Below are 23,099 nucleotides of genomic sequence, written 5' to 3'. Positions count from 1 at the left end.
GTCGGGCGTGAATAATCCTGGTGTGTTCACTCGGAAATCCCCTCAACCGTTGGCAAATCGATGTTACACCGTCGTGTCGTAGGAATCATCTTTATCTGCGTTGTCTCGCTTGCGACAGGCTGCCCCGAGCCCGCTAACCAGAGGGGGTCGGAACTGGAGGCACGCCAGCAGGCCAGCGACCAGCAACCTACCATGCGGGCCACGCCAAAAGCGGAACCTGAAATGAGCGAAAGCGAAAGGCTGGCCTTCATTTCCAAAATGAAACCTCAGGTCGACGCGTTCTGCGGGGATTGCCATGCCACTTCTCCGCCCAGCAGTTCAACGAAGGAAGATTGGATCGCTGAAGTGAAGCAAGGATTCCTGCTGTATCGGACCAGCGGGCGCAACGACTTAGAGGTTCCGAATCAAGACCTCGTGCTGAAGTACTTTCAGTGCCAGGCGCCGACAACGTTTGACCTCACACGTTCAATCGACAACTACCCCGCGACTCCCGTCACCTTAGATCAAACAAGCCCCCCCATTGCTTCAGGACGCTCTCCCGCCGTGACCAACGTTCAGTGGGTTGAATCAGGCATCGGCGATGCCTCTGCACTGATCTATTGCGATATTGCGACCGGTGGCATCAAGGCGTACTGGCCAAGCAAACCTGAACAGCCACCACAGACACTGGGAACCGTCTTCCAACCGGTGCATGTACAGCCTTATGATTTAAATCAGGATCAGGCTCTCGATCTGATCGTCGCGGACATCGGTGAATTCAATGCCAATGAAAGTGATCTCGGCCAAGTGGTTTGGTTGCGTCAAAAGCCAGACGCCGGCGAGTTCGAACGAGTGATCTTGCTGGAGGGACTGAGCCGGATTGCAGATGTCAGGGAGGGTGACTTTGACAGTGACGGTGATACGGATCTACTAGTCGCCGCCTTTGGATGGCGAAAGACCGGACGCATCTTCTTGATGGTCAATCAGGGAACGCAAACGAATGATGTCCCTGATTTTGAAATCCGCGAAGTGGATCCCAGACATGGTGCGGTTCATGTGCCGCCGGCTGATCTCAACGCGGATGGGCACCTTGATTTTGTTGCCTTAATCAGTCAAGAGCACGAAGTGGTCGAAGCCTTTCTCAACGACGGCACAGGAAACTTTCAACGCCAAGAAATCTGGAACGCTCCCGATCCGGCCTACGGATCCAGCGGGATCGAGTTAGTGGATTTAGATGGGGACAACGATTTAGATGTCTTGATGACCAACGGAGACTCGTTCGATCGAGGCGCCAAACCCTATCACAGCGTGCAATGGCTGGAGAATCAAGGAGCCTACCCGTTTGTTCACCATCATCTGTGCACCATGCCTGGCGTGATGAGTGCTCGTGCAGCAGACTTCGACGCAGACGGGGACCTGGATGTCGTGGCAACGGCACTGCTGGTCGGCACCAGTCGAACTCAGCTGGATAGCATCAATTCATCCTCGGTGGTGATGTTGATGCAAGAAGCTCCCGGCGAATTCCGCGCGACGCAAGTCGAGGCCAAGAGCCCTCAACACCTCGCCATTACCGTGGGCGATTTCGATCACGATGGAAAACCAGACTTTGCTGCCGGCAACTTTCTCCGCCAAAGCATGCAGCCTGCTTCCGACCTCCTGCTTTGGTGGAATCGATCGAAGTCGACCGACGGGAATTGAAAGCACCCTCAATCGAATCGATGGCAGCCACGATCCCATCGTCGATCGTGATTGCCTGCACACCACTCTCCTGGCCAACCCGAGAGACCGAGCCTTGACCCGGTAAAGCCCGGCCAGCGACATCTGCTTTGGGAATGCCAGACACCAAAGCTTGCTGCGGTCTCCTCGCAGACGCCAATCCAAGTGCCATCGCCGGACCATTAAAGCGGCGTGAACCAAGACAGGGACAAACCAAGACAGGGACCAACCAAGACAGGGACCAACCAAGACAGGGACCAACCAAGACAGGGACCAACCAAGACAGGGACCAACCAAGACAGGGGTCTGCCCCCACCGCCCCGAATTCGTCTAGCTCCACGCTGTTACAAAGGCGTATCCCTGGCATTCGCCGCCACCGCAACCAGATGATTTCGGCGAGCAACCCAGACCGGGCAACCACGCGAGGCACGGAGCATGATCCGCAAACTGCAACAATTGATCATTGAAAATCGCTATCAGCGAAACACTCCAGCGGCGATCCTGTTTGACCATCTGCCCAAGTGCGCTGGTTCCACGCTGACTTCGTACCTCCTGAAGCAGTACCCGCGACGACTGACGTTTCAAATCAACGGGCATCAAACCCATCAGTCGGTTCGCAAGTTCTGTGATTCACCTCAGGATCAGCGTCATCAATACAGCCTGATCGTAGGCCACTTCGCACACCAGACGATTGATTACGCCCGCCCTGACATGCTGCGCGCAACCTACTTGCGACACCCAGTGGACCGCATTGTTTCCCATTACTACTTTGTGAAATCGCAGCCCCATCACTACCTTCATCAGGCAGTGATGGAGCAAAACATGTCGCTGGAGGATTACGCGTTTTCGGGGATCAGCAGCGAACTTGAGAATCACTACACAGCGCACTTCAGCAACCTGACCCCAGATCAAGTCAAAGCGGCCCCACAGGCTGCACTGGAAAAAGCATTCCACTGCCTAAGCAACGACTACCACGTCGTTGGCTTTCAAGACCAATACGCAGCCGGGGTTGAAGCACTTCGACAGGCAGCGGGCCTGAAACTGCCGTTTCGAAACACGCAGCACAACCGAAACAAACGCCGCACGGCGAGCGCCGACATTCCCATCGCGGCCCGAAAAGCCATTCGGCAAAGAAACGCCATCGACATCGAACTCTTCGAGCTTCTTAAGCGCCATCGCCGCGACGGCCTGTACCGGGCACCACAAGCTGCCGCTGCTTAAAGCCAGCGTTTTCGCTGCCAACAGCCTGCCACCTGCAGCCGCACACCTCCAGACGAATGCAAGCCGCAGTTTGCTAGCAAAATGCATGCATTTGCTGGTCTGAAGCGACCAGAAAAACGCATCTCCGAAATCGCAAGTTGCTGGACGGCAAAATTCAATCTTTCCTTGCCCGGCGATGATTTGATATGCACTCGCTTTCGGTCTGTTTCGCACCTTCCCTTCCGATGAGAACCATTCCAATGCAACGCCCGACACGTCGTGTTTTTGCAAGTCTCTGTGCAGCATCCTTGCTGGCCAGCACCACCAGTCACGCTGCACCGCCCAGCATTCGGAATCTATTCGGTGGCGCCAAAACCATCGCCGATGCGGACTCATTGGTTTTGGAACAGAAGGATGGCCCGTGGCTACTGCTAGCCAACACCTACGTTGGCACCGACTCCAAACGACTGGCAGAGAAAACGGCCCTGGAAATCCGCCAGGACTTACGAATGCCAGCGTTCATCCACAAGCAATCATTCAACTTTACCGGCGAAGCGGGACGCGACCCGAGCACGGGCAAGACCATGCGGTACGCCAACCCGCACAGCTACGAAGCGTACGCCGTGCTGGTCGGTGAATACGATTCGCCAAAACACAAAGCCATTGAATCAGATCGAGCCAAACTGGCCAAGGCGCAACTCGACATCTTCAAAAACCCTGAAGAAATGGCCAAGGAGTACAACACCAACACACCGGCAGCGACCATCAAAACCTTTGGCGCCCACCTCTTCCGCTCTCGCAAAGGCCGCGACCGCAACCCACTGGCGAACGCTTTCATCACGCGCAACCCGCTGCTGAAAGACGACTACTTCAAACGACCAACCGTCGACACTTTCGTTCGCCAACTGAACGAAGACGTTGACTACAGCCTGCTAGATGCCCCAGGCAACTTCACTGTTGTCGTGCGAACCTTCAGCGGCTGCAGCACCATCGAAGGCGCCAGCAATCATGACAAATTTGCCCCCAACGCAACACGCATGGAAATCATGGCCCTGATGGCCGACAAGATGACCAAGGCGCTGCGGAAAAAAGGCGTCGAGGCCTACCAGTACCACGATCGCGAAAAATCCATCGTGACCGTAGGAACGTTTGAACAGCTGGGCGAAAGCCTGCCAGACAACGGGTTCCGCTACGCTCCACAGATCCGCAAACTGATGACTGACTACAGCGCCCTGAACTCTCCCTACCGGCACATCAACCCGGGCAAAGCAGGCACGCAGTACGCTCACCACATCGCCGACATCCCGTTTGACGTCAAGCCAAAACCCGTCGCCATCCCCGGCAAACGGTAGACGCACCACTCGATAGAGTGCCGCACTTGCACGCACCAAAAATCGTAGCGCGCCGCACTTGCACGGACCAATGCCTTGAACCCACGTAGGGTGCCGTACTTGCCTTGGTTCGTTCGGCAACGAGTGCAGAACGCCTACCGCGTTCGGAACTCTGGATGCGACTGCGAAAGCCACCGCCTTGGATTTCACAGGTTACTTGGGCGTGTTTCTCTGATCATGTGTTCGCAGGAATGTCAGGCTGGCCTTCCGAACGCCGTAGGTGTTCCATTTTCACAGCCCAAGGTCGCGAAGCGCACCTTGGGTCATTGGAACCATCAAACCTCCGAACGCCGTAGGTGTTCTACATGCGGTTTGGGGCAAATCGAGCGGAAAGCAAACATTATCTGCTGCACAACGTCGCTTCGGGGACAGTCCCCGTTGGATGATTGTGACTCCCTCCTTCGTGCTCTTCGTGTCCTTCGTGGTTTATTCCCACCTACGCGACGATTGCAAGTTTCAGCGGACTGTCCCCGCAGGTTTCCATTGAGGAGATCAAGCCAAATTCTCCAGGCGTCAAACGATCAAGGGCTTCGCGCCTCTGGAAAGCATCTGGCAGCAAGTTCGTCGAACAACTGCGAAGCAAAAATCTCGGTGAGTCCACTTGGTGTGCCCTCATGCTCGACGGGATCCGCTTAAGCAAGGAACAGACCATCTTTCAAGTTTTAACAATCTGATGGGACATCCTCTCCGGGATTCGCTTGAAGCATGAATTAGAGCAGAATGTTCTGCGTACCTATCGCTGCAAGAGCATGCTTTTCAAATCGCACTGCAAGTCCGTTATCAATATCCCAAACGCAGTCGCATAGCATGCCAAAGGTTTCGAACGGTTCCGCATAGGGAAATAGAATCGACAAAGGTGTTACCGTCTGGGCGGACGCGCATATTTTTGTGTCGGAGCCACTGATAGCTTGCACTTCCTCGCTCTCGCTGTACTCGCGTATTGCTCGCTCGCAGATTGCGATGACCTTGGGCTGGTTGGCGGTGTAGTATTGGTGAGCTGAAATTTGTTCAGGTTCAAGGCCTTCATCTATGTCAATTTGAAATTGATGTTTTATTGAGAACCTCTTTCCGAAAAGTGTGCATGAATCATCCATTTGCCACAGATCACCTGCAACCCACTGAAGTGTGCCGACAGGAAATTCAAGTTTTGGTTTGCTTGTCATAACGTTTAGTGGATAGATGTTCTCATCGGTTTAATAAGTTTATCTCACCAATTCCTCCAAGATGCTTGAAGAAATCGTTGATTTCAGTAGGCACGAGTTCCATCGTTCGCATGTTGTTCCACTCGTGCCAAGAGAGCTTGTTTGCCCTTCGGTATCTTACGACGTCTTTTGTTTTTACATTCCATTGACGAGCGAGCAACTCGTCAGCTCTTGCATGGATTGCAGTACGATTTGCGGTCATCCCTGTGACAGTGACCTTCCCATGTGCGAATGGCGAAAGATTGACTTTTCCCATTCGGTAGGTCACCCCATCAACGTTGTACAGACTTAGAAGCGATCTAATGTGAGCGTTTGCAATTGTATCTGAAGGGATGAATTTTGATCGTCCTCTTTGTCCAGTCCATCTCCCGCGAGACGCTTGGTACTCATTTCCGAATTGGCCCTTCCTAGTATGAACGACTCTTTGATTGAGTGTGCTACTGGGCTTTGGTGTTACTGCATATTGCCCTGCATTATGAACCAGCGTCCCAAACTCGCCGACGTAGTAGACGTGTTCGGCGTGGACTTCTAGATTGTAAACTTCTTGCGGCCCGGGGCGTGCTAGCAGTGAGATGACTTGTTTTTGGTCACCTAAATACGTCCTCACACGCTCGCCGCTCTTCAACGAGCCCGCTTGCACGAACGCTTGACGGTCCTCTGACCAGAACGGGTGATTGCTAGTTGTGCCAATGGTTTCACGTTCAACCGCATCTTCAATCGTCAAATCAATGACGTCCGCGTTCGTGTGCTGAAACGTTGCCGTGACCACTCGACCTTGACCCGCCTTGATCAACGGAGCCGTCTGCATGTCTACCAGCAACGCAGGCCCGGTGATCGCCAGTTCCGGCAAGTCCATTTCTATCGCCACGCCAATCAGTTCCCGATCGAATGCTTCGAGCATGACCTGCTGAAAAACGAGTTCGCGAAACACTGGACGAAGTGGCGAGAGCGGAACGTCAGGGACGTCTCCGGGATTTTGCGATGCAACTTTCGGGTGAAGCTCGTTCTGCGATGTCGGGGCGTCGCTTGAGCTCTTGTCAGCAAAAGGTGCATGGATCGGAACCAACTGGCGGCGCACCCAGTCCTCGCTGCGCAGCAGTTCGATGTTCAGTTCACTGCCGTCCTCTTTGAGCATCACAAGCGAAAGCTGCAGCCACTGGTTCCAATCGGGCTCGCGGTAAGCAGTTCGCTGAGCCTGATGGAGCTCTGGATTTTCCGCCAATACACGCTCGCCGACTTGAATGTCTTTGATCGCTTTGGTGGCGCTGTGTGGTTGTTGAGATGAATCGACCGGAGTCACGGCGGATGGCGATAAGTCTGGCGATGAATCACTGCGCATCGATTCGATCAACAGCCATCCAGCACAAATGACCATCACAAGAGCAGCGCACAGCCGAAGCAAACGCCGCGGCACAGGGGCTTCATTTGGCGCGTTCTCTGTATCGGGGTCAGAGGATTGATCGGTATGCCGTATCACGCGAAGTTCTTGCATGGTGGTGGTCAACTTTGAGAGAGCTGATCGGGAGTCCATCGGAGCCAGTATCGTACAGCCCCGCAAACCGGGATGCAACAAGACGGCCAATAGAGCGGGCGAGAAGAGTCGACGACTGCGAGACAATGTTGGAGTGTTACTTCGTTCATCGGCCAGGTCTTGAAGCCTCGTTGTAGTCCCGCTTGGCGTTCGTTAACGCGTTCAAAATTGCGTTGCGAAAATGATCAAAACACAGAGGCACCGAGAACACGGAGCTTTTCTTCGAATCTCGGCTCTATGGTCCGGGGCCGATAGGGCTTCAACTTGGTTGCTGTCACACTGAAACGCTCCCAGTCGCGCGGCGGCGATATTAAACGGGACGCAGGCAGCTGCCTCGCCCGCGAGGTCGTTCCATGACTTATCCCTTCGTGCTCATCGTGTCCTTCGTGGTTCCATTGCCGAGGCTTGGCGAGTTGGGACAGAGTCGTCTGGAGTTCAAACGACGATAGGGTGCCGTGCTTGTCTTGGCCCGTTCGGCAACGAGTGTAGAACACCTACGGCGTTCGGCAGATGGATCGCGACGCTCACCCAGGGTGCGCTGCGCGACCCTGGGCTGTGAGTATGGAACACCTACGGCGTTCGACACAGACGTAGCGTGCGTGCAAGCACGCTCCCTACGAACCCAGCCTCGGTTCGATGGAATCGCGATTGCCCAGAGCCCCACAAAGAAACGGGGTTAAGGGCCGGCGGATAATGGGGACACACCGAACACGGCTCTTACTGCCAGGCTTAACGCCGCAGACCTTGTTCGGCTGAAACCATGCGAGTTTCAGCATGCGACTTCTGCGTCAGCAATTCCTGCCGCTGCTGATAGCTGGCGACCTCGGCCACGCCCGAACCGGCTACTTCACGCGACATCGCCATCGCTGCAGCGGCCTGCCAGTAACACCGGGCCGCCAACTCATGCGTCTCCGCCCGCTGGGCATATGACTCCCAGCGATCTGCAAGCCACAAAAGATCACTCAGCTTTAGCTCCGCCTGACGCTCACCCAACGCGGTGACCGATTCAGCAAACTGCCGCAAAGCGATCTCGCTCAGAAGCTCTTGTTGCTCAAAGCCCTTGGCCAAGGACAATGGAACCGCCAATAAATCCTGGGACAACAAGCCGCCCGAATCGGCATTGGCCTTTTCGATGTTCGCCTGTTCAATTTCGGAACTGGATTCAATCGATTCCACGGCAGTCTCAATGACACCAACGGGCACCACCGCAGGCACCGCTGTCGAGTCCAACTCGGGAGACCAAGCAACCAAGGCCTCCTTCCCAGACTTCGCATCAGCGCCGACGACGCGTTTGTCCTCAACAGAGCGGATCGGATCCACGCGCAATGGCTCGGCGGCCATCAACGGGATTCGATACCCCTGTTCCGTGGAAGCAACCGTGCCAGCGTGCCGATCCCACAACAGCGCGACCGCTGTCAGCGAGAGCGCGCCGGTCGCCAAAACACCTAACCCCCACTGACGCCAAGTCCAACCTCGGACCATCGCGTCAGCGCTGGAGACATCTTTCGCGACATCACCAGAGACGATCGCCACCGCATTCGCCGTTGCCTGATCAAATGAACCAGACACGGCTGGAACGGTAAACATTCGCAGATCAGGCCCTGGTACCGCCCCTGTACGATCGATGGCAATCGGCTGAAACGGAACAAGATTGTATTGCATCAGCTCATCCAGAACGCCCAACGCGGCGTCTGGAAACTGCTGACCACAACGACAGGTGAACTGCCGGCCGGCAAGATCCGCCGAGTGACTAAGTCCGCAACCAGGACAGAGCATGACATCAGCATCAACCAATTTCTGACGGGGAATCCGAGACTGGCGATCAAGCAATTTTTCTGGGACAGCAATCTGATACAGTTCGGGCACAGCCGTCACTGGTAAGCGAATCGGCTCGGCAACAGGTTCGGGCTGGGAAACCTCTGGCGGAACCGGAATCTGGATCGAGTACAGATCGGGAAAAGCTGTCACCGGCAAGCGAATCGGTTCGGGCTGGGCAACCACTGGCGGAACCGGAATCTCGATCGAGTACAGATCGGGAAAAGCTGTCACCGGCAAGCGAATCGGTTCGAGCTGGGAAACCTCTGGCGGAACCGGAATCTGGATCGAGTACAGATCGGGAAAAGCTGTCACCGGCAAGCGAATCGGCTCGGGCTGGGCAACCACTGGCGGAACCGGAATCTCGATCGAGTACAGCTCGGGAAAAGCTGTCACCGGCAAGCGAATCGGCTCGGCAACTTGCTCTGACGCTGGAACCGCTGGCGGAACCTCAATCGAATAAAGTTCAGGGAACGCAGTGATCGGCAGTCGCAACGCAGGCCGGGCAATGGCCTCGCTATCTTGGTCAACAGCATCATGATGAGCGACCGGCGGCGGCGGAATTTCGATCGAATACAGCTGGGGCAGGGCAGCGACCGGCAGTCGAACACTGGCCGCTGGAACACTGGCCGCTGGAACACTGGCCGCTGGAACACTGGCCGCTGGAACACTGGCCGCTGGAACACTGGCCGCTGGAACACTGGCCGCTGGAATTTCGGCAGCCACCTGCGGCGACTCATCCAGCGACGGGGAAGCTTCAGCGACTGGCTCTGGCTCGGCCTGTTGTGGCTCGGCGGCAATCGGCTCGGCTGGCCCAGCGAGCTCCAGAATCAGATCTGGCACCTGCACCAAACTGCCGCAGGCGCAACTGAGTTGCATCCCCGCGGCGGCGGCTCCCAAGACAAAGCCGCCGCTACAGGTCTGGCATTTGGCTGTAATTTGGGCGGCCGGCCCCTGCTTAGGCACGCACAATGCCTGCCCACACTGGCAGTGAAGCTGACCAGCGGAGTCAAACTGGGCAAGCGTCATCCCTTGCTCTGCATCAGACGCTTCGGCTTGGGCAGCCCGTGCTGGCGCAGCAGAATCGGTCGCTTGATAAAAAGCGAGATTGCGGCAGCAAGCAGGACACTGGCCTGTAACGACTTTCACGGCAACGATTATGATAGGATAGAGACAGCAAGTCGGGCGAGTCTAGCAAGCTAGAGGCTTCCAGCCCAAGATTGTTTTCGCCTAAATCTTGGAGTGAATTGATGGCAATATTGGACGATTGGGCAACTAGCCAACGGGGCTACACCCGATCAGCGTCTCCTGTCACTGGGCGAATGCACCGGCAGCAGCCCCGATCGATGCAGCGAACGCTTCTCGAATGCCAAATTCGCGGCTCTCATTGATATTCAATCACGCCCAAACTCCCACCGAACCATGCACGGCACACCATCACCAATCCGGAGCACTGCGGCGCTGTCCAACCCGCGTCGCAGAGCGCTGCGAACGTTCGTCGTCAGCACAACCGGGTTCCTGGCCATCCTTTGCTGCCCCAGCCCCACCGTTGTGGCTCAACAAGTTCCCACCAAGACTCCGGACAATCGGCCCGCGTCCCAACCCGAGAGCCCCGCGACGCCCCGCCCCAGGCTGCCGAAACTCGGCCCGGACATCAAGCAGCGAATCGCACAAGCGATCGATGAACTGGAAAGCCCCAATTACGTGACTCGCAGGCGTGCGAGACAGCGTTTGCTGAACCTGGGTCGATTGGCAGAACCCGCACTCAAGGACGCCGCTGATAACGGACCGGTGGAAACCAAGCAGGTGGCCAAAGATGCGTTGGAGCGACTGAACCCTCAACCGAAACCACAGCAAATCGCTCAGAGTGCCAACGGCATTCCAATCCGTGCCTTTCCTGGCGGTGCTCCCTTTGCACCAAGAATCCAGATCCGTGTCGGTGGCGGTCAAATCAAACCCATCCAACTGCCCGTGATGCCCATCAATGGCCCGGGGATCAATCGCCTCTCGATCTCACGCAGCAGCAGCAACGGCAAGCAGTCTGCGAAAGTCCAGATCAATGGCAAGACCCATCAGTACAAACAGGTCGACGGCGGCATCGAGGTGGAGCGGCCTGGCGAGAAGAACCCCATCATCAAAACCTACAAGACGCTTAAAGAGCTCAAGCAAGACGCCCCCGAGGCCTACAAGGCGTTGCAGCGTGCGGGATTTCCCAAAGACATGACACCCGCGCCCTAGTTGTGAATTCTTCGATGCTGAAACGCTTTACGCTTCGATGCTGAAACGCTCTACGCTTCGCTCAACCCCTCGACTCCGTCCCCTTTTTGTCATCCTGCCCGTTTAGCAACATCGTTCTCGCCATCCGCGCTGGAAGCATCGGCATCATTGACTGGATACAGATCATATGTTTGAACATCATGACCAGTCCTCTGGTCCCGCAAGTGGCCGCGCCGGTTCTGAAGAACCCGGGCCAATGGAAACCAATGCGGGACGGACGCCAGCCTTAGACGGTTCGCTGGCCAGCTTTTTAGTTCGCTGGGATGAAACCTTACGCTTGATCGCCTGGCCACCTTCGGCCAGCCAAACACTGCAATGGCCCAGCGACGCGCTGCCCCAGTTAGCCATCACGGACCAACCCTGGATCGTTGAATCCGACCGCAGGAGCGCTCAACAGCATTTGCAGCAGTTACTGTGCCGGTCAACCGATCACGTTCAGTTCTATTGCCGATGCCAGACATCGACCGGCAAAACGGTGCTGACGCGTTGGGTCAGTCTCTTGACGACTGAACAGACAATCCAATCGGTCATCACGGTTGAACCTTCCGCGACAAGCGCTTCCCATTCAACGGGACTGGCCCATTCAACGGGACTGGCGCACCTAGCGACAGCGCAGCGAGCCGGCGGTCTCACTCTTTTGGAACAAGCGTTGGCCAGCGTGGCCGCCGAGGTCCCCAACGAAACGGCGGAGCAATTGTTTGCTCGCCTAGGCCGTTCGATCTCCGACGTTTTGAAACTGGAACAGGTGACCGTGGTTCGTTTTGAGGCCATTCCTGGTTCTCATTGTGGGACAGCGGTGGTTTACAATCGAACGCAAGACCGCAACTTGTTGTTCACCATTGACACCACCGATGAAGTCTGGAGAACGGTTCAGTCTGGATCCTCAGACTTGATTTTCCGTAGCAGTTCCAGTGACGATCCAAGTCCCTTGATCTGTACCACCGGCGCCCCCCGCTGTGAAGACTGCCATCAGGGTCTACTACCGGTGCTTGACGTCGATTCAACCGTGATCGGTGCGTTGGTCCTGCAAGATCGAGACTGTTCAAAGCTCCAAGAGAACCTCGCCTTGGTCTCTGTCTTTCAGAATCGACTTTGTTTGGAGATGCGACGTTTGGTTTCCGAAGATCGCCGCGTGACCAGTGAAGCCTGGTTACAGCTGCTGACCGAGCAAGCGCCAGCAATCCTTTGGACCACCGACATCCAATTGCGAATGAACTACATTACCGGGACAGGACTGGAAGCCTTTCATGCAGACCAGGAAGAATTGATTGGGCGGACGCCAACCGAGCTGCTCGGCGATGGTGAAAACGGACAGCGCGCGTTGCTGTATCACAAGCGCGCCCTCCAAGGCGAATCGGGACATTACGAATTGCCGGTGAGTGACCATATTTTGCAAGTTCATGTGCAACCAGTCCATGACCGCCAAGGCAAGATTGTTGGCGTCGTCGGTGTCTCGCTGGATATCACACAACTGGTCAACGCTCAAAAGTCGATTCGCCAAATGGAAGATGAGCTAACCCATGTGGCGCGGATTTCAGTGATTGCGGAGATGATCGGCGGCATTGCCCACGAACTCAATCAACCTCTGTATGCGATGCAAAACTACTCAAAAGCTTGCGTCAACCTGATCCAAAACACACCGAACTTTGATCAAGAACTGGTCTTACAATGGTTGTCGCAAGTAGGTTCGGCGGCTGAGTTTGCCGGCAGCGTGATCTCTCGGCTTCGCCAATTCGTCTCGCGTCGCCCCATTCAAAAACAGATGGCCGACACACAAGAGATCATCGACACAGCGCTCATGCTGACCGACCATCGACAGGCTCGCAAACGAATTGAAATTGACGTTGATCTGAAGCAAGATGCTTCCCGCGTGTTTGCCGACCCCGTTCAGATCAAGCAAGTCCTCGTCAATCTGTTGCGCAACGCCTTTGACTCATTGCATTCTAACGCCGTAGAATCACCGAAAGTCACCTTGTTGGTTGACCGACTTGATTCGATGGTACGATTTACTGTGGCTGACAATGGGATGGGTTTTAGCGACGACGAAAATGCGCGGTTCACGGCATTTCAGTCCACAAAGACCGACGGCATGGGGCTTGGTTTACCCATCGCGAGAACCATTGTGGAAGCCCACGGTGGCGAGATCTGGGCCGAGAACCTCCCGGGTGGTGGAGCCGCGGTCACCTTTTCGCTGCCAGTTCCGAACTCCCAAGATCATTCAGTCTAGTGCCAACCGATTACGACTTTAAGCGTTTGGAAAAGCAGTATCGCCGCAACGTTCTCTTGTTGGGATTGGTGATTCTGGTCTTCGTTGTGCCCAACATTGTGATCGGCATGCGTTCACTGCTGGGGCAGTCAGAACCCGCCAACGGAGGCGCGCCAGCAGCCCTGCAAAAGGCGACCGCCGACACGACAGAAACGTTCAATAAGCCCGATCCATTGCCAATCACAGCGCGCGGCGACTTGGCTGACTTTGAGCGGACGAGTGTTGAACTGTTTCAACGCGTCAGTCCAGCGGTGGTTTACCTGAACACACGTTCACGGGTCTATAGCCCGTTCATGCGCCGAAGTGTTGAAGTCGAAACCGGCAGCGGCAGCGGATTCTTCTGGGACGATCAAGGCCACGTGGTGACCAACTTTCACGTGACCCGTGGAGAGGCGGCGACGATTGTGTTGCACGATCAAAGCCAGTATGAAGCCCGTCCCATCGGTCAGTCACCGGGCCATGACTTAGCCGTCTTGAAAATCGACGCGCCACCAGAGAAGTTAACAGGCATCACTGCCGGCGACAGTGCCGGCCTGTTAGTCGGTCAAGCCGTCTTTGCGATTGGCAATCCGTTTGGGCTGAGTCAAACCCTGACCACCGGGGTGGTCTCTGCCAAGAGTCGAACGATTGAAAGCCCCAGCGGTCGAACCATTGACGATGTGATTCAGATTGATGCCGCGATCAACCCTGGCAATTCCGGCGGTCCGCTGCTCGATAGTGCAGGGCGGCTGATCGGAGTCAACACGGCAATTTACAGTCCATCGGGCGCTTCGGCTGGAGTGGGCTTCGCCATTCCGGTGGACACCGTCAATCGAGTGGTCCCAGAGATCATTGCGACGGGCAGTTTTAAGCCCGCGGATATGGGCATCCGCGTGAATCAAGAACTCAGCAGCATTGCACAGCGCCAGCTGGGAATTGAAGGCGTCATGATCTACGCCACGCAGTCAGACGGCCCTGCCGAGCAAGCGGGATTGCGCGGTGTCCGCGAGGTTCGCCCGGGCGTCATCGACGCTGGTGACATCATTGTCGCCATTGGCAAGACGCCGATCAAAAAACTCTCCGACCTCCTGGACGCTCTGCTAGAATTTCGCCCCGGCGACCAAGTCATTGTCACCTTTTATCGCAATGACGAGCAACGGCAAATGACCGTTACGCTGCAGTGACAAAACGACTGCGTTGACAACTCGATTGTGATAAGCTGTTTGTACAGGCATTCTTCCTCACTGGTCACTGAAGAATGCTAGACCAACCCTTTCTTCCTTCTTCAGACGTTCGACTCCATGTCTTTCCTTACCCCACTTCGAAAACTGCTCGGCAAAAACGACTCTGCACCGAATGCCCCTCAGTCCATCGATTCCCAATCGTCGGCAAACGAGTCGCCCAACGACACGGAGTCAGAATTCAGCGGCAATACTCAACATTGCTTTGTGCTTTGCAAAAACGTCAGCCCTGGCGACCTTGGCAATGCGACGCAAGTGGTGAACGATGTCTTTGGTGCCGGTTATACGATCGATGCGCATGAAGACAAGGTTGTCACAATCAGCCATGGTGACAACACGGTCGGTTTTTTAGCTCATCTGCCAGCGCCCATCCCGGAGGGCGAGGCCGAAGATCACGCGGAAGGCAATTTTCTATGGCCAGATGGACGTGAGCAGGCAGCAAGCCATCAATCGCATGTGATTGTGACAAACGTGGGGGCTGGCGACCTGACTCCAGTTCAGTCAGCAAGCAGCGTTTCCAAACTGGCACTCGTAGCGCTGAAGCTGTTTGATGGAATCGGCGTCTACTGGGGCAACGCCAATGTCTGCAACTCGCGTGAATTGTTTGAAGATTTCTGTGAGGACATGTCCGAAGAACGTTTCCCTGTCCCGCTTTGGCTGCGGTTTCAATTGGTTCGTCCCTCGGAATCCAGCATTGGCATCTACACGCTAGGCATGCAGCAATTTGACTTGATGGAGATCGAAGTCGACGAGACCGAGTTGGATCCCAGCGATTTGTTTGACTTCGTGTCCAACATCGCCCACTACTTGATCCAGAGTGGCCCGGTCATCGCTGACGGCAACACCGTCGGCGGCTCGGCGGAGGAACGGATCGTGGTCAGGCACATGCCTAGCATGGTCGACGAATCACGAACGGTTTACAAGATTGTCTATGACGCCTAACGCAAGACCGCGTCCCCGTTTTTTTCAACACGTTTGGAAACATGCCCAGAGGGACGTTGGCTCAAGACCTTTGTACGCCGCAGCCGCCTAACTGCCAGATAGGCCGAAGCACTCTGCGGATTAAGCAGCGGTTGGGGAGACGGTCCATTGGGCTCAAAACGGAGTCGATTCGCCGGGTTCGGCTAAGCGTCAATCAGTGCGAACCGGTGGCCTGAAAAACCACCCGGTCGCCGGATCAAATCGGCGATTCGGTCCCGCTGGTTGATACATGTCGTACAATCGCCCCGTTCAACCCGCCAAATCGGCTTAAAAAAGCATCTGAATCGTCCCTGGGTGGCAAATCTGCAGGATTCATTGGTCAAACGCCGATGATTGAGTAGAATCTAGCGGTGGTGCCCGGAATTGCGGCAATTCTCCTTTGCCGGACCGGTCGTTCACCGGCCTTTGCAGGTGATTAGGCCTCAGCAGCTGATCTGCCGCGGTACCACCGATTCAAAGCCAAATTGCTCGTCACCGATTGCTGATCGATCGCAATGCAGCCCTCTAGCAGGCTGCGATGCTCGTCGGCGATCACTTATCACAAGAACACGATGAAACGATCATTCTCGCTTCGCCCCTTTTTGCCCCTTCTGAAGCTGTCGACTGCACTGTTGCTGGCGGCTTCCCTGACACTGGTAGGGCAATCGGCATGCTTTGGCCAACGACTGATGTCGTCCCAAACCGTCCAACGCTTGGGATTGGAACAGGCTTGGCAGCGGCAGCTACGCGTCGCTGATGGCGCATCGTCGATTGTTGATCAGAAATTGCACGTTCACACCGATCGGCCGATTGAGTACGTCGAACTGGTCGAGAAAACCGATGAAGGTGAAGGCGAAGTTTTCTTCCGGATCAATGTGCAGCAACAGGGCAGCAACGGGAAACCGATTGGCGAAGAGGAAGCGAAGCGTTTGGCGCGACGCGAGCAACGCTTCATGGCTCGGACCAAGATCCCAACAGAGATCACGAAACGGAGCGTTCCACGGATTTATCTTTACACCCTTGCCAACAACGGAACCGTCGAATGCCGTGACGCGGAAACCGGTGCACCGGTTTGGCTGTCCCAGCATGGCACCCCTTCACTGGGCTACGGTGGATTGGGTGTCGACAATGAGTACCTGACATTCACCAATGGGGCGAACATCATTCAGATCGATGTTCTCAATGGTGAACCGATGGTGACCGACCGAACCAAAAACACGCCTTTATTTGGATCAATGATCGCGGGCGACTACGTTGTCTACCCTACCGTTCGTGACGGGATCGCTGGCGAACCTTTGCGTGACATCACCGAAGTAGGCTTTTCCGATATTGTCCAGGGCCTTGCAAACCACATGCCTAGCAAGTCGCCACACTCGGCCCTGATTGCTTGGGGCACCGATGCGGGCTACGTCTATGTGATGGAATTGTCTGGAAAACGCAACATGCAGTTTCGACTGGATACCGACGGTGTCGTTTCGGGTCAGCCCGTCTCAGCCCAAGGCAATCGCTTCTTCTTCGCGTCCAGCGTCGGCCAAGTCTACTGCCTTCGCGCCACGCGATCGGGAGACGTGGTTTGGAACCGCCCTTACGGTGTGCCATTCTTCAAGCCTGGCTACCTGTTTGATGATGCTGCTTTCTTTGTTTCGGACTACGGTCAACTGTTCGCTTTGGAACAAAACAACGGGATCAGCCGCTGGGAATCCAGCGTTGGTGGCATCGATCGCGTTTTGGGCGGCCTTGGCCAGCATCTGTATGTCCGCAAGACGGACCAGTCATTTGCAGTCATCGACAGCAAGACCGGCGAGCTTGTCCTGAGCGACCCTGGCTTGCGAGTCGGTAAAATGCTGGTCAACACAGTGACCAATCGATTCTACTTGGTTAGCAACCAAGGCTCCGTCCAATGCTTGCGTCCCGCTGGCAGCAAATTGCCTACGCTGGTCGAATTCAAAGACAGTGCTGACGAAAGCAAGAAGAAACCTGAGTTCACCAAGCCACCGGTCAACAATACCGATCCCTTCGGCCTGTCAACTCCCGCCCCGGCTAAACCGATGGCCAATCCCACCGATCCCTTCGGCGCACCAATGGATGACCCGTTCGGAGCACCCGCCGGTGGAGACGACAAAGATCCCTTTGGTGATGCCGATCCGTTCGGTAACTAAGCTCCTGAAAACCTCGACTCGGTGACTGTTCTTTAATCAGTCACCTCGTGATCTCTTTGCCCCATGAACCGCTTGCAGAGCGAACGCTCAGCGTTCCGTCATTGAGAGGCGCAACGCGAGGCGCAAAACCTCCTGTGCCGCGCTGCTCCACCGTGCCATTCTGTTGTCGAGCTCATTGACGATTCGCTAGCGTCGTGTTTCTAACGTCAGGCTAGCGCTGGGATAACGCATTGAATACTGGTCGATGCCTTCGATGTTGACGTTGGTGTCACGCAGCCGCATCCAGCGAAGCGATTCTCCACAACGAATGCGATTGAGGTCCAAGTTCCCAAACTCACTGGAACCGATAGTCAATTGTTCGACCTTGGAGACCTGCGGCGCTTCATCAACGCCGATGGTGCATTTGCAGTCAACGACTTGTAGCGTCTCTGCCACGGCGCCAAGCAATTCAAACGCTTGACCATCGAGCGACGCGAACTGCACATGCAACTCTTCGATGTACTGATCGAATGCAGGCGGCTGGTCCGTCGGATCGAAGACCGGTTTGATCAAATTCACTACCTGCAGACATTCCATTTGAGCTAAACACGAGAGCAATGCCGCGTCGACGGTCGCATGCGTCAAAGTCAACCGCTCGAGCGACTTGAGCTCTGTAATCGACTCTGGCATGTCTTGCTGTTCGCAATCGATGCTTAAATCAACCAACCGGGGAAAACGCTTGAGCTTTTCGATGCCATCATCGGTCAGCCCGCCTTGTTGGAGCTTCAACGTCCACAGATTCTCAGAGGACGGCATCCGATTGATCAAGCTGGCATCTAATACGAATCCATCCTCCGTCGGACTGGCGATCCCCAACCAACGCACCTCGTCCAAGGACCAATGCTCGGGACGCCCATGTTGCAATGAGTTAACCATCACCACAGCCTGGCTGGTCTTTCCACGCCAAGCAGGTCCGACCAAGGGCTCAAGCTGGGGAGGCAAAAACAGACGATCATCGTCATACAACCAAGCGCCTGTCACGACTTTGCCACCACCTTTCTGAAGATCGGCAATAAAATTTGAACGTGGCGCGACGCGGCGATGACCGACGGACAAACCTGAAAAGATCAAAGCACAGGTCACAGACAGTGCCAGCGACATGCGCATCGTAATGCGATACTGCCCTGACACAAACATCACCAACCCCATCCACACCAGCAAGAATGCGCCCGTGATGATCAGCGTCAAACCATGAGAAGACCAACCCAATGGCTGGCTCGCCCAATAAGCCAATGGAAGCGCCAACAATAGCCCGCCGCAACAAAAGGCCGACGGATGGTCCGCCACGCAGTTTCTTATCCAACGCCCAATGCCCGTGTATCGAATGAAGCAAACCAACATCGCAAACATGACGATCAGGTACACCAGAACCCAAATCCAGAACCTCTGAAACTCTTCCATGCTGGAATAGTACAGCGGCAAGATGTTCCCCGGCATCTCGTCCAACAAGGACTGTGGCGTGAAGGCAGCAACCGTTGCTTTGACGGGCTTTTTCAGCGCTGCTTCGGACACTGGCAGGTCGCTAAACTGTTCAAGATCGGCGAACGAATCGTTCCAAGCGTAGGTCGCTTCAAAGACATCCACTTCGTCGTTTCTCTTCGCCCGCGTCCCAATCACGCGTTTTGGATACCAAAGCCCATCGTGCTCAGAACGCTGAAACTGGTCGGCATAGATCTGCACCAGTTCCCGAACCTCACCGCTTTCAATCAATTGATAACGCTGAAAAACCGGCAACGCGCTGTACTTTGAAGCCAAGAATGCCTCGCATCGATACACCAAATGCGAATCGCTACCGAATTGAGCAAGCCAACGGACACGCCAGCCATCAGAACCCCTGTAACTGTCGGGCTCACATTCAAAGTCGGACCCTCGCCCGCCTTCATACGCCGATCTTTGCATCGGAACTGTGCTTCCAAAGACCCAGCCCATCGAAGGCAAATCAAGGCCAACATTCAGTAAGCAATGCGGCAAAAGGTTGGCAATTGTATCACCTGACCCCGTTCGTAAGCCCGCCGCTGGTTGATTGATCGCCAACGCGTTGATTCGCTGGCGCGCTACCTTCCCATCGAAACCCTGATAGCTGCGCACCTTGTTCTGCAAAATGCGATCCATGCGAAACCGCTCGCCGTGGCGCAGAAACAGTTCGTTGACCGTTGTGCTAGGAGCATGCTCGGACCAATCGACCGTGGCACTGATGACGGGATCTTTATCGACTCGCATCTCGGAATACATCCGAACCCGCCGCGAGAGACCAAACTGCTGGTAGGCATTCGCAGCCGCTTGGACTTCAGCTTGACAGCGCTGCAGCGACGCAACGCTTTCCGCCGTCACAGTGCCCGAAGAAACGCACAGCCCAAAATCATGCTGAAACGCAACGAGCCCCCACAAGAAAAAAAAGAACGTGACGCGAACGGCAGACCAGCAAACTGGTGACGTCTCAGTGCGCATCGAATGACTCCATTAAATCGGCCATGAGATTGCCTGATCAACACCAAGCCCTCACGGAACGAAGGAGCATCCCCGTCCCATTATGACTCGCGTACCACATTGACTCCGTGATCACACCCGCTGCACGCCGAAACGTTGCTGCTACTGACACGCAATGCTCGGCTCCCACAGGGACACAAAGCATCGCCATCAGCGATGGTGTTGAACAAAACCAATCTCAGTTGTCACTCTGCCCAGCCAATGAAACTGAAGCAGAGCAGATAAGAAATGAATAGCTGACTCAGTCTATCAGAAACGCACCTCATGGTGTTGCTTCAGTCTCTGGCTCATCGAGTCGGTTGCAGATCCATTGAGTCAAAAAACGAGGCACGAAACGCCTTCCACCGAGGTTTTTCACCTTAATCGCAGGCGATTCCGGCCTACCTGTAGGTTTAGGCAAAAGAAAGCACGTCCATCTTGCACGGTGAACGTCTCGGCTTGCAAACTGGCACACTGACCCACTTTGCGGACATCACCCCGAAACGCTCCCTCTCGCTGCGGCTTGCCGCGAACAAACTCTGCGGGCAGCGAGAACGTAAACTCAGCACATTCCATCGGCGAATCAATCTGCACTGTGCCCTCTGGCAAACACTCCATCGTCACGAGCTCACGCGTCGCATAATAACGCGCCATTTCACTCGGCTTCATCCAGATCGTGCTCGCGGAGAACCGGGAATGCAATGATTCGACCACACGTTGAAACGCCTTAAACCCAACCAAGCTACCGTTGCAGTACATTCCCGGCCAATGGCACAGCATCACTGCGGGCTCGTTTCGCAAGATCAAGTCAACCATCCGACCGGCGGAAGCATCTTGATTGCAGTACAGGTCGGGCCGCGGAACGTTGATTCCTTCCCAGCTGCCAAACCAGTCGCCTGTGCCAGCGGGTACATTCACCGTTAGCTGCGACAAGTCAAGATTCTCGGTGCTGATTTCGGCGGGCGCGTTGGCCAAATCACCAGCCCATTCGAGACGCGGCAAAGTCGATTGATCGTCACCGATCACGTACTTAAAATAATGTGACAGAGACACAGAGTACACATCACTGACTGACTGCGCCACCGCAACGGGCAACTTGTGTTTGACACGATTCCCAAATCCGCCTGGAGTGGTAATGCCTTCGCAAGGCAAATCACAGTTGCGCAAGATCCGCAGCGCGTAGGCCAAATAGCTTGCCAGGTGATCAACGCTGATGTCGGTCTGTGGATAGCTATTTTCCATGGTCGCGGAACCTGGATTGTCCAGCGGCCGTCCCGTTTTCAGATCGATCACTCGAGTATGCGTGATCATCTCCGGATGGATATCCCAGTTGGATAACAGGTCCGTACGAACCAAACGCAGACTGTTCTGCAGATCCGTCCTGGACCAACCGGGCAGTTCGCGATCCAGCCAACCAACGCAGGCGGGGAAGGGCACAATGCTGTACTTGCCTTTAACGCCGTGCTCCCCGCACCACTGAGCGAACGCGGCAACGAAGGAATCGGGAATCTCTCTCGGCCACTTCTGCCAGGGCTGACGATAGATCTCGCGTTGCGGCCAAGCAGAGGCGAACTGAGGCATGCAAAAGTGGCCCATATTCACCAAGCAGGTCGAGTCATCGATGATGAACGACAATGGCACGCGGTGCCGAGGATGCAAGAGCGTGACGCCGGCGGGCAAGTTCCGCTTGACCCCCAGCGGCTTGATCGGCGGCGCGGCGTCAGCGGACGATGGACCGAGTTGCCCGGTAAACGAAGCCGCCACCGAGGCGGCCAAACCGCGTTTTAGAATGGTTCGACGATTGAACAGGAACCGTTCATTTGCGGCAGGCACGGATTGCCGGAAATTGCTTGTGCGTCGCATTGGAAACCTCGATCGTAACGCCATGACGAGGCATCGATCGAGGGCTCCAGGAGCCTTCGAATTAGCCTTTATCTTTGACTGGTCGAAACGGATGCACCCAACTCAAGAACGATGTGACTTGACGGGTCTGCACCCAAACCTTTCCGCTTCCACTGAACCGAGCCACCAACCCTTCACCACCAAAGAAGAAGGACTTGATTTTTCCGCCGGCACGCAAACCGGGAAGCACGCTAATATTGTACTGCAGCGATTCTTCAAACGCGACAATGTAGCCGGTATCGACGATGAACTGATCTTGGACATCAATTTCCATGATCGCTCCATAGGAATTGAAGAACAAGTCTCCCGTCCCGCTGGCCTTCAGCAACACCAGGCCTTCACCGCTAAAGAAGCCTTTGGCGCCTTGCCACTTGCCGGTCAGTTCAATGCCCTCGGTACACAGCATGTAAGCACCACGCTGCAGGTACATCGTTTGATTGTTGAGCCGCTGATACATCACATCACCGGCAGCACCACTGGCAAACAAGACTTCTCCACCAGAGCTTTCTGCGGTGAAGGTATTGGTGATCATACTTTCACCGCCGAGCATTTTGCCCAGGGTGCGACCAAGACCACCGCGAAATCCGGCGACCATGTTAATGTTCGGCGACATCGACATCATGACCGAGGGTTCGGCAAGGATCTTTCCGCCGGGTGGAAGATCGACCTTGACCATTGAAAAGTCAGGCCGCTGCGAAATCTCGTAGCCGAGGTTTTCGGTGCTTCCGGTTAACGTCTCGCTGGATGTCGCTTTGGCATTGGCAGCAGCTGCCGCCTGTGCGGCGGAGGCCTCCTGGGAGGCTTGTTGTGCAATCGAGCCAAAGTCAGGTCCGTCATCGGCAAGCGGTGCAACGGGCACAGCATCAGGAATCAACATCGCTTGGCCACAAGCCTGACAGTTGGCCTGTTTCCCGGCGTGCTCATCACCCACGGTGTACTGTTTTTGACATGCTGGACAAGCAAACTGAATCATTAT

General features: G+C 55.4%; 15 protein-coding genes and 1 pseudogene. 10 read left to right on the top strand and 6 right to left on the bottom strand.

Features of this window, described 5'->3' with window-relative positions; genetic code table 11:
• The first annotated feature begins 222 nt into the window (after positions 1-222).
• The 4 genes and pseudogenes from SV7mr_RS10420 to SV7mr_RS10405 all read left to right on the top strand — a co-directional run.
• Positions 223-1,677 carry an FG-GAP repeat domain-containing protein gene (locus SV7mr_RS10420; RefSeq protein ID WP_419188367.1) on the top strand — a complete coding sequence of 485 codons (1,455 nt, stop codon included), beginning with the start codon at positions 223-225 and terminating at the stop codon, positions 1,675-1,677.
• A 453-nt stretch (positions 1,678-2,130) separates the two neighbouring features.
• Positions 2,131-2,916, top strand: coding sequence for a sulfotransferase family 2 domain-containing protein (locus SV7mr_RS10415; protein WP_145271724.1), 786 nt, complete (start codon positions 2,131-2,133; stop codon positions 2,914-2,916).
• Positions 2,917-3,140: 224 nt separating this feature from the next.
• Positions 3,141-4,247, top strand: coding sequence for a hypothetical protein (locus tag SV7mr_RS10410; RefSeq protein ID WP_419188366.1), 1,107 nt, complete (start codon positions 3,141-3,143; stop codon positions 4,245-4,247).
• 488 nt (positions 4,248-4,735) lie between these two features.
• Positions 4,736-4,957: pseudogene (locus SV7mr_RS10405) on the top strand (IS256 family transposase); the annotation flags it as partial.
• Between the two features lie 39 nt (positions 4,958-4,996).
• Here the strand turns inward: SV7mr_RS10405 and SV7mr_RS10400 are convergent.
• The 3 genes from SV7mr_RS10400 to SV7mr_RS10390 all read right to left on the bottom strand — a co-directional run bounded on the left by SV7mr_RS10400 (position 4,997) and on the right by SV7mr_RS10390 (position 9,329).
• Entirely contained in the window at positions 4,997-5,449 is a 453-nt protein-coding gene (locus SV7mr_RS10400) for a DUF6985 domain-containing protein (RefSeq protein ID WP_145271718.1), read from the bottom strand.
• A 22-nt stretch (positions 5,450-5,471) separates the two neighbouring features.
• Positions 5,472-7,019, bottom strand: coding sequence for a polymorphic toxin-type HINT domain-containing protein (locus SV7mr_RS10395; protein WP_145271716.1), 1,548 nt, complete (start codon positions 7,017-7,019; stop codon positions 5,472-5,474).
• Positions 7,020-7,748: 729 nt separating this feature from the next.
• A complete protein-coding gene (locus SV7mr_RS10390; RefSeq protein ID WP_145271714.1) occupies positions 7,749-9,329 on the bottom strand; it encodes a hypothetical protein in 1,581 nt (526 codons plus the stop codon).
• Between the two features lie 42 nt (positions 9,330-9,371).
• Between SV7mr_RS10390 and SV7mr_RS10385 the strand changes: the two genes are divergently transcribed.
• From SV7mr_RS10385 to SV7mr_RS10360, 6 genes are all read left to right on the top strand, one after another.
• Positions 9,372-10,037, top strand: coding sequence for a pentapeptide repeat-containing protein (locus SV7mr_RS10385; protein WP_419188365.1), 666 nt, complete (start codon positions 9,372-9,374; stop codon positions 10,035-10,037).
• A gap of 219 nt (positions 10,038-10,256) precedes the next feature.
• Positions 10,257-11,072: a hypothetical protein gene (locus SV7mr_RS10380; protein ID WP_145271711.1), complete on the top strand. Its 816-nt coding sequence runs from the start codon at positions 10,257-10,259 to the stop codon at positions 11,070-11,072.
• Positions 11,073-11,238: 166 nt separating this feature from the next.
• Complete coding sequence (locus SV7mr_RS10375) at positions 11,239-13,338, top strand: sensor histidine kinase (protein WP_145271709.1); 2,100 nt, start codon at positions 11,239-11,241, stop codon at positions 13,336-13,338.
• Positions 13,338-14,540: a S1C family serine protease gene (locus SV7mr_RS10370; protein WP_145271707.1), complete on the top strand. Its 1,203-nt coding sequence runs from the start codon at positions 13,338-13,340 to the stop codon at positions 14,538-14,540. The genes SV7mr_RS10375 and SV7mr_RS10370 overlap by 1 nt, the downstream gene beginning before the upstream one ends.
• 117 nt (positions 14,541-14,657) lie before the next feature.
• Positions 14,658-15,539, top strand: coding sequence for a DUF4261 domain-containing protein (locus SV7mr_RS10365; RefSeq protein WP_145271705.1), 882 nt, complete (start codon positions 14,658-14,660; stop codon positions 15,537-15,539).
• Positions 15,540-16,129: 590 nt separating this feature from the next.
• Entirely contained in the window at positions 16,130-17,716 is a 1,587-nt protein-coding gene (locus SV7mr_RS10360) for an outer membrane protein assembly factor BamB family protein (RefSeq protein ID WP_419188364.1), read from the top strand.
• 186 nt (positions 17,717-17,902) lie between these two features.
• Here SV7mr_RS10360 and SV7mr_RS10355 read toward each other — a convergent pair whose 3' ends face one another.
• From SV7mr_RS10355 to SV7mr_RS10345, 3 genes are all read right to left on the bottom strand, one after another.
• On the bottom strand, positions 17,903-20,203 hold the full coding sequence (locus SV7mr_RS10355; RefSeq protein WP_145271701.1) for a hypothetical protein: 2,301 nt from the start codon (positions 20,201-20,203) through the stop codon (positions 17,903-17,905).
• A gap of 393 nt (positions 20,204-20,596) precedes the next feature.
• The gene (locus SV7mr_RS10350) at positions 20,597-22,084 is read right to left on the bottom strand and encodes a hypothetical protein (RefSeq protein ID WP_419188363.1); all 1,488 of its coding nucleotides are present in this window, start codon (positions 22,082-22,084) and stop codon (positions 20,597-20,599) included.
• Positions 22,085-22,145: 61 nt separating this feature from the next.
• Entirely contained in the window at positions 22,146-23,096 is a 951-nt protein-coding gene (locus tag SV7mr_RS10345; protein WP_145271699.1) for a TIGR00266 family protein, read from the bottom strand.
• Positions 23,097-23,099: the final 3 nt, after the last annotated feature.

Source organism: Stieleria bergensis, assembly GCA_007745635.1.
Classification (GTDB): domain Bacteria; phylum Planctomycetota; class Planctomycetia; order Pirellulales; family Pirellulaceae; genus Stieleria; species Stieleria bergensis.
This window is presented reverse-complemented; position numbering and strand designations above follow the sequence as displayed.